The organism is Streptococcus sp. 27098_8_186 (genome assembly GCF_041432055.1).
GTDB classification, from domain to species: domain Bacteria; phylum Bacillota; class Bacilli; order Lactobacillales; family Streptococcaceae; genus Streptococcus; species Streptococcus dentalis.
This window is the reverse complement of sequence record NZ_JAPVYV010000008.1, coordinates 34714-48033: the sequence shown is the minus strand read 5'-3', so window position 1 is coordinate 48033 and position 13320 is coordinate 34714. Positions and strand designations below refer to the sequence as shown.

Sequence of the window (13320 nt, the reverse complement as noted above, 5' to 3'; positions counted from 1 at the left end):
AGAGACTGTTACCGTAACATTTTCATTAAAAATTCAGCCATTTGTTGAGGGCTTTCTTTTTTTCCGCGCGAAACCCACATTTGACAGACTCCGAAGAAGGCATTGGTCAGATAGACAGAACTGTATACTCTTTCAATATCTGTTAATGATTTATGACTATAGCGCTCTTGCAGACTATCAACCAGAAGAATCTGTAATTTATGTCGTAAGAAGGTTTGGATCTCCTTGGTTCCATTCTCTGTCAGAAGAACCGCAAAGAGTGGCTCCTTGGTTAGAAATTCGAACACTTCTGTAATCGCTTGGCGCTTGTCGTCTTGGTGTTTATCAAAAATATATTCAAGCTTGTGAAAGAGTGCTTGTTGGTAGCGCTCGATCATGTCGTACTTGTCTCGATAGTGGGTATAAAAGCTAGAGCGACTAATGCCGGATTCTTGTGCTAGCTCAACCGTTGTGATTTGGTCGAATGATTCCTTTTCGAGTAGTCGAACCATCGCCTCCTCGATATTTCGTTTTGTTTTTAATCGTTTATTGCTCTCAGTCATCTGTTCATCCTTTTTGCACAAAATTATACACAGTGTCTAAAAATAAGATTTTATACTTGTGAAAATTTCTAGAAACTGTATAATCTATTATATCAGAAATTTAGACAATGTGTATAAAAAGGAGACAAAAATATGATGAAAGAATGGAAGGCTATTCTTAAAAAGCCAACATTTATCATTGTCATGATTGGAGTTGCTTTGATTCCAGCTCTTTATAATATTATTTTTCTATCTTCCATGTGGGATCCATATGGAAAGGTTTCGGATCTTCCTGTAGCGGTTGTCAATAAGGATCAATCTGCTACATATAATGGACAAAAGATGGAAATTGGAAAAGACATGGTGTCCAATTTGAAGGACAATGACTCACTTGATTTTCATTTTGTAGATGAGAAAGCTGCGAAAGATGGTCTCAAAAATGGCGATTATTATATGATTGTAACCCTGCCTGAGGATCTTTCAAAGAAGGCTAGCTCCATTCTAACCAATCATCCAGAACAGATGACCATTGATTACCAAACGTCCAGTGGTCATAGTTTTATCGCAGGAAAAATGAGCGATACTGCGATGACAAAAATGAAGCAGTCAGTGGCTGAAAAAGTGACCAATACTTATACAACAGCTTTATTTTCTAAAATGGGATCGCTTAAAACTGGTATGGGGACAGCGGCAGATGGAAGTGCTAAATTAGCAGATGGTGCAAGTAAATTGGAAGATGGTGGTCAAACACTATCTACTAATTTGAATACATTGGCTCGTTCAAGCTTAGCATTTTCAGATGGTGCGACTACTCTTCGTACAGGTCTAGCAGCCTATACAGATGGTGTTGGTCAATTAGGAAATGGTCTCAATCAAATGGCTGGTCAACTTCCAAACTTGGTATCTGGCGTCAATCAATTAAATAATGGGTTTGGTACATTTCATACAGGCTTGATGGCTTACACTACCGGAGTAGATCAATTAGGAAATGGTCTCAATCAAATGGCGAGTCAAACCCCTCAGTTGGCCTCAGGAGTTGGTCAGTTAACTAGCGGTATGGGGACCCTCAATGATGGTCTTGGGAATTATACCAATGGCGTGCGTCAATTGAATTCAGGCCTATCAAACTTTTCAAATGGTTTGGTGACCTATACAAATGGAGTCGCTACTTTATCAGAGGGAGCGGGTCAATTAAGTAGTCAATCTGCTACCCTTCGAAATGGGGTTTCACAATTAGAATCAGGTATTCAAACATTATCAAGCCAGCTACAAGCTTCTACAAGTCAATCCGCTCAGATTGATCAATTGGCAGCAGGTTTAAACCAATTAAATGCAGCGATTCAAAATGCTACAGTAGATACCAGTCAACTTTCGTCTGGATTGACGAGTATTGCGAATTCAGCTCAAACAATCCTTGCTTCAGCCCAAGCGGATCGTGCAAATGCTCTTGCAAGTGTGCAAGGAACAGCAGCCTATCAAGCAATGACAGCTGACCAACAAGCGGAGATCAATGCGGCGATCTCATCGAGTCCAAGCTCGAGTGAAACGGCGGCTCAAGGAATCTTGACTACGATTCAAACGATCCAAGGTAGTTTGAATACAGGGAATAGCTTGACACAACTGCAAACAGCAGCCAATCAAGTTTTACCGACAGCTTCTTCTACCTTGACAGACTTGTCAAGTGGTTTGTCTAAGATCCAATCCGCAGTTAGTGGACAATTGTTGCCAGCTAGTCAAACCATCAGTCAAGGGATCGACGCTTATACAGCTGGTGTTGATAAAATTGCTAATGGAGCAGCCCAACTTCAGACGAATAGCAGTACTTTAACAAATGGGGCTAGTCAGTTAGCAGCAGGTGTTGGTCAACTAGATAGTAAATCATCAGAATTACTTGCAGGAAGCAATCAATTAGCTTCTGGTCTAGGTGAGTTAAATGGGAAGATGCCTGCCTTGACATCAGGCATGAATCAACTGGCTTCAGGCGCGACTCAATTAACAGGTAAGTCGGGTGAATTGGTTGCTGGTGCTGGAAAATTAGCTGACGGTGTAGGACAATTGAACAGCAAAACTCCAGAGTTGGCAGGAGGTGTCAACAAACTTGTCACTGGTGTCAATCAGTTGACAGAAAAATCAGGTCAATTGGTGACTGGTGCTGATAAACTAGCCGACGGTGCAAATCAAATCTCAGATGGGTCCAGCAAATTAGCAGCAGGTGGCCAAACATTGACAAATGGTTTAGGTGAATTAGCAACAGGAAGCCAAACCTTGAGTCAAGGATTAAACGATGCTAAGGGACAATTGAATGTGGCTACAACTGAAAAAGAAAACGCTAAAACCTTAGCAAATCCAGTCACTATGTCTAAAACAGACTATGACAATACCCCTGTGAATGGTGTCGGAATGGCTCCTTATATGATCTCGGTAGCTCTCTTTGTTTGTGCCTTGTCAACCAACATGATCTTTGCAAAATTACCATCCGGCAGTCACCCTGAAAGTCGCTGGGCATGGTTTAAATCTCGCTTTGAGGTCAATGGAACGATTGCGGTGATTGCAGGAGTCTTGGTCTATGGTGCCGTTCACTTGATTGGTTTATCAGCCAATCATGAAATGGCTACGCTCTTCCTTTGTGTGATTGGTAGTGTATCTTTCATGTCTATCGTAACAGCTTTAACGACATGGCAAAGCAAAGTCGGTGCTTTCCTTTCCTTGATCCTCTTGCTCTTGCAATTGGCTTCTAGTGCAGGAACCTATCCTCTTGCTTTGACAAATGGATTTTTCCAAGCCATTCATCCATTCTTGCCAATGAGTTATACCGTTTCTGGTCTTCGTCAAACGATTTCGATGACAGGAGAAATTGGAAATCAAGTGGCCTTCCTTCTGATAACCATTGCTCTTTTTGCAGGGCTAGGAATGTGGTTCTATAATCCAAAAAAATATGAAGAGGACTAATCTTCGGGAACTCCCAACAGAATGTGTTGGGAGTTTTTTGTTTCATGTGAAACAAAAATTCTCGCTTGTTTAAGCGAGAATGTTCATTATTTAAAGAAGACAACATCAGGATTCGGTGTAATATAGAGAAGTTGCTCGTTTTTAAAGACCAGTTGAATGGTGTTGTTTTTATAGGTGTAAATGGTGTAGTTTACTCCGAATTTAGACGCTTGTTTGAGATCAACAGCTCCCATCAAAAAGGCATGAGCTTGTTCCTCTGTGATTTTCCCCTCGTGGTAGAGCCCTTTAATATTTTCTAATTCGGTATTTTCAAAAGATTCGGCAATATAAGCAGGGTCTGTTATTTGTTTCTCTGGATTTCCAAGAATTGTTTGGACAAGAGCGGTGGTATATCCTTCATAATCCGGCGTCTGTGCAAAAATTTTATCGTCATTTCTAGAGTAGGCTACTTTTAAGTTCCCTGTCGCATAAATTTTATCTTTGGGTGCTTCTTGAGCATTTCTAGGGAGTCCTTCGGTTGTGACGATGTCAGAAGTGGTTTCCGTAGTAGTTGAGGGAGAGCTAGAGGAGTTGCTTGAGCTATTTGAACTGGTTGAGCGACTCGGGAGGCTAGAACGACTCGAGCTACTTTTTTTAAAGGTTTTCTTTTTTGAGCTGGTAGTTGTTGGTTCTTTTTTAAAGTTGATCTTAAGATCCGGCACACAGGCTGATAGAAAAAGAAGAGACAGCAAGAGTGTGAAGAAAAGAGGGAGTGTTTGTTTTTTCATCATGTTCCTTTCGATAAGCTGATTGATTTTCTATTCTATCATAAAAAGGGTAAGAAAAAAAGGTCAGGAAGAAATCCTGCCTTTATTTGTTATTATGGATGCCCACCTCCAGGTCCACCGCCTTGAGGTCCGCCACCACCTGGAGCCCCACCGCCTCCAGGCATGGAGTTGACAATTTCCGTTTGTTTTTCACCGTTGATATAGATGTCTCCGCCAGTGTAGGTAGCAGTACCATCAAAGTCGAATCCAGATTGACCCGTTAATTTAATGGTTCCTCCGGTAACAGTGATATTTCCATTCGAATCAATTGGATCGGTATCACCTTGACCAACTTCAACGTTGAGGGTTCCACCATTCATAGTGAAGAAAATTTCATCTTGGTTAGCATTGGCATTGGCAGCATTGACACCGTCATCGGTTGCATAGATGGTGATATCACCACCGTTGATGGTGATCGATTTTCCTTCGAGACCTTCGACAGACTCGCTTACCTTGTAGGTTCCGCTATCGATGACCAGATCACCAGAAGCATGGATTCCATCGTCCCCTGCTGAAATGGTCATGGTATTGTCAGACAGATACATGGTTCCGACCGAAGTATCTTCATCATTATCCACCTTGACTGCATCTTCATCTGCATCGATGGTCATGGTCGTACCGGTGATATTGAGTTCGTCGTTGACGTTGAAGGCATCTCCTACAGCCGTGATCTTATAGGTTCCACCTGTGATATGGAGAGTGTCATTGGCCTTGATCCCGTTGTTCTTCTTGGCATTAATGTTGAGCGTACCCGAACCATTGATGGTGAGGTCGCCTTTAGAGAAGATGACCGCATCAGCATCTTCATCATTGTTTGAACTTGAATCAGACAAGGTATTGGTCGTGCCGTCTGCTAGAGTGAGGTAGACATGCCCTGCTTTCGTAGCAGAAATTGGCGCGTTGGTGTTGGTCATGGTAACGCCTTTCAAGACGATGTGAACATCGTCTGAGTCACCCGCTTCAACCTTGATTTGAACCCCATCGGATTCACCAGAGATGACATAGGTTCCAGCCTTCGAGATGGTCACAGTTGATCCAGAAACGGCTACGCCGTCACCTGATACAGTTGCAGAAGATCCAGATAGTTTTACAGTAGAGGCTTTACTTTCATCATAAGAGCTGTCCTTGTCCTTATCTGTAAAATAGTTGGAATTGTTTGTTTTATTTTTTGAAGTAGAAGTAGCGGTTGTTTGAGCAGTATTGCTTTTTGTAGTTGATTGTGATGACGCCTGGGTACAAGCTGTCAGTAAGGTGAGGGTTGCGGCCCCCGTTAATAAAAATTTCCATTTGTTTGATTTCATAAGCTTTTCCTCTCGTTCAATTGATATGCTCCTAGTCTAAAGTTGCTAGCTGAAAGTTTCCTAAAGTTTTTCTGAAAGGAACCTTAACTTTAGTTTTCTTTAAGTTTGGCTTAATGACCAGTTAAGAAAGTCCCATTAAACTAGAAAGCACGTAAGTCGTATTCATACTGACTGAAGGTTAGAAATAATAGATCCCCCTTAAAGGAGAAGAAACATGAAAAAAACAATTGAGACAAGTTTCAAACGAATCGAAACAAAATATATCGTCGCAAAAGATGACGTGAAGGACTTGATTAAAGACTTAAAAGAATACGTCGTAGAAGATGATTACCCAACCTCAACCATTTCAAACATTTATTTTGATACGGAAAATTTTGATGTCATTCAAGATGCTCTTGCCAAACAACACTGCCGTGAAAAAATTCGGATGCGGACTTATATAGAAAAACCTCAAGCAGACAGCCCAGTGTTTCTAGAGGTGAAGTCAAAAGATGAAGAAGGAATTGGCCATAAATTCCGTCTAGTTGCCACTTCGAAAGCCATTATCAACTTGATGACAGATGGGAAAGTAGATCATCAGATACAAGATCCAGACTTAGTGCAAGAGATTCAGAGATTGCGCAAACGTTATGGTCATCGATTGGAACCGCGGATGTTCATTTACTATGATCGTCTGTCTCTCAAAGAAAAGAAATCCATTCAGGGTTATCCTTATCAAAAGATTCGCGTGACAATCGATCAAAACCTAGTCTTTCGAGATCAGGCTGTTAGCCTTTTTGATGGGAAGAAAGGAGAACCTCTACTAGAGGATGACTTCGTGATCATGGAAATAAAGGCTCCCGGTCAAGAACCTAAATGGCTAAAGGATATTTTAGAGAAGTATGGTTTGGTGAAGCAGAAATTTTCAAAATATAGCTGTGCTTACCATAAATCACAAGGCTTGGATTATGCCCCAAGACCAGTTCAAGAAACGGTAGGTGCAGCCTATGTCTAATCTATTTGATTCTATTTTTAATAATGCCACAGCAACGGTGGATCCCTTGCGCTTACTGCTGGCCCTTTTGGTCAGCCTCTTTCTAGGGATGGCCCTATCTTGGACCTATAAATACCGAACGCTTTACACTCGAGAGTTTGTCATTAGTTTGACCTTGCTTCCTTGTATGATGACCTTAGTGATCTTTTTGGTCAATGGAAGTTTGGGAACCTCGATTGCAGTGGCAGGGACCTTTAGTTTGATCCGTTTTCGTTCGGCTACGAGTGGTTCTCGAGAGTTGATTGCCATTTTCTTAGCTATGATTATAGGACTGGCAGCTGGATCTGGCTATCTTTTATTGGCCATTTTAACAACCCTCTCTTTACTAGGGGTGTGGCTGGTATTGGAGAACAAACAGAGTAAGGCAGACCATCAACGACGCCGCCATTTGACTATTACCGTCTCAAAACAAGATTCTGTTGCAGAACAAATCAGCCAGTTGTTGGACCAAAGTTGTTCAGAAATTGACTTTATTTCTGTCACAACGGCCCAAGCTGGAGAACAACTGACCTTGAACTATGAGGTAAATATGAAATCGAACATCGATGATTTTGGCCTTGCCAATCTATTGATTAGCGAGATTGAAAATTGTGATGTCGCTCTGACAAAGAAAGCGAAGAAAAGAAAGAATCTATAACGGCTATCCTACTTTAGGATAGTTTTTTAGGGTTTTAAGAACTTTTTAAGAAAAAGTGGTATACTGTTTCTAAAAAATTGAAGGAATCCTTTATGAAAAAGACTGCTATTTTTGAAGATGTCGTCTCTATTATGACCCATGATTCATCTACCATCAAGGATCGAAAAGGATGCGATCCAGAGCCTTTTCGAGAAAACATTACAGATGATATGACAGATGATGCCTTTCTCTATCAAGTTAAGACTTACCTAGCTAGTTTTGAGGTGATCGGGCATGTTTCCTTTCGAGATAAAAAGGCCAGTCAAAAAGGGTTTCTTTTGAGAATATATGGACAGAAACTGTATGTTGAGGAAGCTAATGAAGATACGGGTCTTCAAGTAGGAGATCAAATCCTAGCTCTGAATGGAAGTGACTTGGATCAGATAGCTTCTCTCCATAAAGACTATTTTATCAGCAAGACCTCTGAAAGACACTACCGAGAATGGGCAGATTTGGTCTCTCAGTCAACGAGTGTCACCCTGCTTCGAGAAGGGATAGAAAAGACCATTGAAGTAGTACCCAGTCGAGAACCGATCCAAGATCAGATTTTTTGGAAAAGATTAGGCGATGAAATCCTTTATCTTCGTCTGGATAACTTTATGGATGAAGGAGCCATTAGTCGGGTATATCAAGAGTGTTTACCTATGATGACGGAAGTCAAGTTTCTAATCATTGATGTCCGACAGAACGGCGGAGGGACAGACTCTTTATATATCCCTCTATTACATCTAGCCTTAGAGAAGGATCAGGGCTATGATTCGCTTGACTGGGACGATGATGGCATGGAAATTCTCTATACGGAACGCAATGTTGACCTGCGCTTGAAAGACTTTGAGGACTGGATGCAACAGGAAGAAATTAGCCCTGAAACAGTTAAGCTGCTTGAAGATATGAAAGAGAATTTGATCCACCATCGGGGGAAAGGCTATGTAACATATCAGCAAGAAAGCGAGGAATTCTTCCCAGAGGTAAGAGGTGGCCACTATCCTGAACAGATCTTTATCTTATCAGATATTTATTGTCGATCATCTGGTGATAATTTTGTCCAGATGATGAAGCAGTTTAAGAAGGTAACGGTGGTAGGTAGACCAACTCTAGGAATTTTAGACTATTCCAATTGTTGTACTGTTGATTATGGCGAATATCAATTGATGTTTCCTACCTCTCGCTGTCTAAGCTTGGATCAAGGAAAAGGAATGACGGATCAAGGTGTGGAGCCGGATATAGAGGTTCCCTGGAGTCCCGACTATTTTGAAAGAGATGTAGATCTAGACAAGTGTTTGGAGTTGATTCATCAGGGTAATGTGAAATAGAATAGGATTTCAACCAGAAAACTGATTAAAGAAAACTACTTTTGTTAGACGGCTTGAATGATCTGAAATGATAACGTTTTCTAATACGTTCTCACTATGTTTAAAATTGCTTACTTGGTATAAAAAATGGTAAAATAGTGAATAACAATCAAAATGAAGAGTGAAACTTATGAAACATAAAACACTTTATAAATTTATCGGGCAGACGGTCTTGTATTTCGCCATTTTCCTAGCCCTACTTTATTTCTTTAGTTACCTTGGTCAAGGTCAGGGTGGCTTTATCTATAACGAATTTTAGAAAAGGAGATTCCTAGCCGTGTCAAACCAACCAATTACTGATATGATCGAGACAATTGAACGTTATGCGCAACTACAACCAGACTATCCTGTCTACAATGTCCTTGGTGAGGAGCATACCTATGGCCAATTGAAGGCTGATTCAGATAGCTTGGCTGCCCAAATCGACCAAATGGGACTTCCTGAAAAGTCACCTGTAGTGGTCTTTGGTGGACAAGAATATGAAATGTTAGCAACCTTTGTGGCCTTGACAAAATCTGGCCATGCCTATATCCCAATTGATAGCCACTCTGCCTTGGAGCGCGTGTCTGCCATTGTTGAAGTAGCAGAGCCAAGCTTGATTATTGCCATCAATGAATTTCCATTGGAAAACTCAGCTGCTCCAATCATGTCCTTGGAGCAAGTGCGTGAAGCTTATGCGGCTCAGCATGCCTATGACTTGCAACATCCGGTCAAAGGGGATGATAACTACTACATCATCTTTACCTCAGGGACAACTGGGAAACCAAAAGGGGTGCAAATTTCGCACGATAACTTGCTCAGCTTTACCAACTGGATGATTACGGACAAGGAATTTGCAACGCCTGAGCGTCCGCAAATGTTGGCGCAACCGCCCTATTCCTTTGACTTGTCTGTCATGTACTGGGCACCGACCTTGGCTCTTGGAGGAACGCTTTTTGCCCTTCCATCAGCCATTACTCAAGACTTCAAACAACTCTTTGCGACGATCTTTTCTCTTCCGATTGCTATCTGGACTTCAACACCATCTTTCGCAGATATGGCCATGTTGTCTGAAGATTTCAATGCTGAAAAGATGCCAGGGATCACCCATTTCTACTTTGATGGAGAAGAGTTGACCGTTAAAACCGCTCAAAAATTGCGCGAGCGTTTCCCAAATGCGCGTATCATAAATGCTTACGGGCCAACAGAAGCAACTGTAGCTCTTTCGGCTGTAGCCGTAACAGATGAGATGTTAGCTACTTTGAAACGTCTACCAATTGGTTATACCAAAGAAGATTCTCCAACCTTCATCATTGATGAGGCAGGAAACAAATTGCCAAATGGTGAGCAAGGGGAGATCATCGTATCTGGCCCAGCTGTTTCAAAAGGTTATATGAATAATCCAGAGAAAACAGCAGAAGCCTTCTTCGAATTTGAAGGTCTTCCAGCCTACCATACGGGAGATGTCGGAACCATGACGGATGAAGGCCTTCTTCTCTATGGTGGTCGGATGGACTTCCAAATCAAATTTAACGGTTATCGTATCGAGCTAGAGGATGTCTCTCAAAACTTGAACAAATCGAAGTATATTGACTCAGCAGTCGCAGTGCCGCGCTATAATAAAGATCACAAAGTCCAAAATCTCTTGGCCTATGTCATCTTAAAAGAGGGCGTCAAAGAACAATTTGAGCGCGAAATTGATATCACGAAAGCCATTAAGGAAGATTTAGAAAACATCATGATGTCTTATATGATGCCTTCAAAATTCCTCTATCGTGACAGCCTGCCATTAACACCAAACGGGAAAATCGACATCAAAGGGTTGATTAGCGAGGTTAACAACCGATGATCGAGTTTTTGAAACAGCTCCCTCATTTAGAACACTATGGAACACCGATCTATTTTATCTACCTCATTCTAGCTTTTTTGCCGATCTTTGTGGGCCTCTTTTTCAAAAAGAGATTTCCGATCTATGAAGGACTGGTGAGTCTGATCTTTATCATTTTGATGCTGACAGGTTCGAATCTCAAGCAAATTTATGCCCTGCTCTTTTACGTAGTCTGGCAAATCTTGATTGTGTATTCCTACAAGATCTATCGTCAGAAAGCGGACAATAAGTGGATTTTCTATCTTCATTCCTTCTTGTCTGTCTTGCCCCTGATCTTTGTTAAGGTAGAGCCAGCAATCAAGAATGGGCACCAATCCTTGTTTGGATTTTTAGGGATTTCGTATTTAACCTTCCGGGCTGTCGGAATGATCATCGAAATGCGAGATGGTGTCTTGAAAGAATTCACACTCTGGGAATTCTTACGCTTTATGCTCTTTATGCCGACCTTCTCAAGTGGGCCGATTGATCGTTTCAAACGTTTTAATGAGGATTATAAAACCATTCCTGAGCGTGAAGAATTATTGGATATGTTGGAGCAAGCTGTTAAGTATATCATGTATGGCTTCCTTTATAAATTTATCCTAGCTCATATTTTTGGCCACTTATTGTTAGGTCATGTGCAGACCTATGCCTTGTCTCAAGGTGGATTCTTCAATATCGGAACGCTGGGAGTCATGTATGTTTATGGCTTTGACCTCTTCTTTGACTTCGCGGGCTATTCGATGTTTGCTTTAGCAGCTTCAAATCTGATGGGAATTAAAAGTCCCATCAACTTTGATCGTCCCTTTAAATCACGTGACTTAAAGGAATTCTGGAATCGTTGGCATATGAGTTTATCTTTCTGGTTCCGTGATTTTGTCTTTATGCGTCTCGTGATGGTATTGATGCGCAATAAAGTATTCAAGAGCCGGATTACCACCTCAAATGTTGCCTATATTATCAATATGTTGGTCATGGGCTTCTGGCACGGGGTGACCTGGTACTACATCGCTTATGGGCTCTTCCATGGGCTTGGACTGGTTATCAATGATGCTTGGATTCGTAAGAAAAAGACCATCAATAAAGAAAGAAAAGCAAAAGGATTGGATCCTATACCGGACAATCGTTGGACCAAAGCTTTGGGGATCTTTATCACCTTTAACACAGTGATGCTGTCTTTCCTGATTTTCTCAGGATTCTTGGATCAACAATGGTTTCCAAAATTGAAATAAAAGGAGAATAGAAAAATGGATGTAAAATCACAAGTAATTGAAATTATTGACGAATTGTTTATGGAAGATGTCTCAGACATGATGGATGAGGATCTCTTTGATGCGGGTGTCCTTGATAGTATGGGGACAGTCGAATTGATTGTGGAACTGGAAAATCGCTTTGGCATTCGTGTTCCTGTATCTGAATTTGGACGCGATGATTGGAATACTGCTAACAAGATCGTAGAAGGTGTAACGGAGCTTCAGAATGCTTAAGCGTTTGTGGCTGATTTTAGGGCCCGTATTTTGCGCGCTCCTCATGGTAACAGCTTTATTATTCTTTTATCCAATCAATCATAAGCACAACTATACCGAAGAGAAAAAAGCTGCGGTAAGCCTGAATGCAGAAGGATTCAAGAGTCGTACAAAGAAACAAGAAGCACTTTCTGATCCACAGCATCGCTTTGTCCCTTATTTTGGCTCAAGTGAATGGTTACGTTTTGATGTGGTGCATCCAGCGGTTTTAGCTGAAAAATATGACCGCAATTACAGACCCTACTTTTTAGGAGAACGTGGTGCGGCTTCTTTGAACCAGTATTTTGGGATGCAACAGATTTTGCCAGAACTCAAGGACAATACAGCTGTTTATGTAGTTTCTCCGCAATGGTTTACCAAGAAGGGCTATGATTCCTCTGCCTTTCAACAATTCTTTAATAGCGATCAGTTGAATAGCTTTATTGCCAATCACCAACAGGATGCTGCATCCCAGTATGCTGCAAAGCGTCTGTTACAACAGTATCCAAATGTCGCCTTTCAAAGTGTTGTAACGAAAATTTCTCAAGGAAAGAAAATTTCCAGATTTGATCAGTCTTTGAACCAGTTTGTTTCCCACCTTGTCCAACGCGAAGATGCTTTGTTTAGTAATCTTGCAACGCGTACAAACGGGAATTACGATAAGAAGGTCAAAAAACGTCTACAAGATTTACCAGATCAATTCTCATATGAGAAATTGGAAGAAATTGCAACGGCTGAAGCAAAAGTCAAAACCAATAACAACGACCTTGGAATCAGCAATCATTTTTACAATACTCGTTTAAAAATGAAGTTGAAGAAACTAAAAGGTTTCCAAAAAAACGAATCCTATGTTCAATCTCCAGAGTACAATGACTTGCAGTTGGTTCTAGACCAGTTTGCTAAATCTCGGACCAATGTCATCTTTGTCATTCCTCCAGTTAATGCAAAATGGATGAAATACACAGGCTTGAGTCAAGATATGTATGACCAGGCTGTTCAAAAGATTCGTTACCAATTGGAAAGTCAAGGATTCACCAATATTGCAGACTTTTCTAAAGATGGTGATCAGCCCTACTTTATGGAAGATACGATTCATATGGGATGGAATGGTTGGCTAGCCTTTGATAAAGCGGTCAATCCCTTTGTTACAAAGGCTGAAAAAGCACCAACTTACCATCTAAATGATCGCTTCTTCAGCAAAGACTGGGCCCAATATAAAGGGACACCAGACGAATTTAAATAATGCTTGATCAAAGGGGGCAGGATCAAATCCTGGCTCCTTGATTTGTGAGGAAAGTGACGAGAAAGTCATAAATATGCAAGAGAGTTAT

At 41.2% G+C, this 13320-nt stretch carries 12 protein-coding genes; 9 read left to right on the top strand and 3 right to left on the bottom strand.

Going from position 1 to position 13320, the window contains the following annotated elements; all coding sequences use genetic code 11:
* Window positions 1-8: 8 nt before the first annotated feature.
* Window positions 9-542, bottom strand: a complete 534-nt coding sequence (locus O3602_RS07845; RefSeq protein ID WP_003001962.1) for a TetR/AcrR family transcriptional regulator — start codon at window positions 540-542, stop codon at window positions 9-11.
* 132 nt (window positions 543-674) lie between these two features.
* On the opposite strand from O3602_RS07845, the gene O3602_RS07840 reads away from it, so the two are divergent.
* A complete protein-coding gene (locus O3602_RS07840; protein WP_003012771.1) occupies window positions 675-3470 on the top strand; it encodes a YhgE/Pip domain-containing protein in 2796 nt (931 codons plus the stop codon).
* Window positions 3471-3556: 86 nt separating this feature from the next.
* On the opposite strand, the gene O3602_RS07835 is transcribed toward O3602_RS07840, so the two are convergent.
* Together O3602_RS07835 and O3602_RS07830 are read right to left on the bottom strand one after the other, a co-directional pair.
* Window positions 3557-4240 carry a DUF4947 domain-containing protein gene (locus O3602_RS07835; RefSeq protein ID WP_050807266.1) on the bottom strand — a complete coding sequence of 228 codons (684 nt, stop codon included), beginning with the start codon at window positions 4238-4240 and terminating at the stop codon, window positions 3557-3559.
* Window positions 4241-4329: 89 nt separating this feature from the next.
* On the bottom strand, window positions 4330-5577 hold the full coding sequence (locus tag O3602_RS07830; protein ID WP_151379223.1) for a carbohydrate-binding domain-containing protein: 1248 nt from the start codon (window positions 5575-5577) through the stop codon (window positions 4330-4332).
* 214 nt (window positions 5578-5791) lie between these two features.
* Between O3602_RS07830 and O3602_RS07825 the strand changes: the two genes are divergently transcribed.
* From O3602_RS07825 to dltD, 8 genes are all read left to right on the top strand, one after another.
* Window positions 5792-6571 (top strand): polyphosphate polymerase domain-containing protein, encoded by a 780-nt coding sequence (locus O3602_RS07825; protein ID WP_155172769.1) that lies wholly within the window; start codon window positions 5792-5794, stop codon window positions 6569-6571.
* Window positions 6564-7247, top strand: coding sequence for a DUF4956 domain-containing protein (locus O3602_RS07820; protein WP_270299950.1), 684 nt, complete (start codon window positions 6564-6566; stop codon window positions 7245-7247). Before O3602_RS07825 ends, O3602_RS07820 begins: the two co-directional genes overlap by 8 nt.
* 92 nt (window positions 7248-7339) lie before the next feature.
* Window positions 7340-8599, top strand: a complete 1260-nt coding sequence (locus O3602_RS07815; RefSeq protein WP_371611474.1) for a S41 family peptidase — start codon at window positions 7340-7342, stop codon at window positions 8597-8599.
* A gap of 169 nt (window positions 8600-8768) precedes the next feature.
* Window positions 8769-8897 (top strand): teichoic acid D-Ala incorporation-associated protein DltX, encoded by a 129-nt coding sequence (locus tag O3602_RS07810; RefSeq protein ID WP_003002102.1) that lies wholly within the window; start codon window positions 8769-8771, stop codon window positions 8895-8897.
* A gap of 18 nt (window positions 8898-8915) precedes the next feature.
* A complete protein-coding gene (dltA, locus tag O3602_RS07805) occupies window positions 8916-10466 on the top strand; it encodes a D-alanine--poly(phosphoribitol) ligase subunit DltA (protein WP_151379226.1) in 1551 nt (516 codons plus the stop codon).
* Entirely contained in the window at window positions 10463-11716 is a 1254-nt protein-coding gene (gene dltB, locus O3602_RS07800) for a D-alanyl-lipoteichoic acid biosynthesis protein DltB (RefSeq protein WP_003009160.1), read from the top strand. The genes dltA and dltB overlap by 4 nt, the downstream gene beginning before the upstream one ends.
* A 15-nt stretch (window positions 11717-11731) precedes the next feature.
* Window positions 11732-11971, top strand: coding sequence for a D-alanine--poly(phosphoribitol) ligase subunit DltC (dltC, locus tag O3602_RS07795; RefSeq protein ID WP_003002265.1), 240 nt, complete (start codon window positions 11732-11734; stop codon window positions 11969-11971).
* Entirely contained in the window at window positions 11964-13232 is a 1269-nt protein-coding gene (dltD, locus tag O3602_RS07790; protein ID WP_371611473.1) for a D-alanyl-lipoteichoic acid biosynthesis protein DltD, read from the top strand. Before dltC ends, dltD begins: the two co-directional genes overlap by 8 nt.
* Window positions 13233-13320 lie beyond the last annotated feature (88 nt).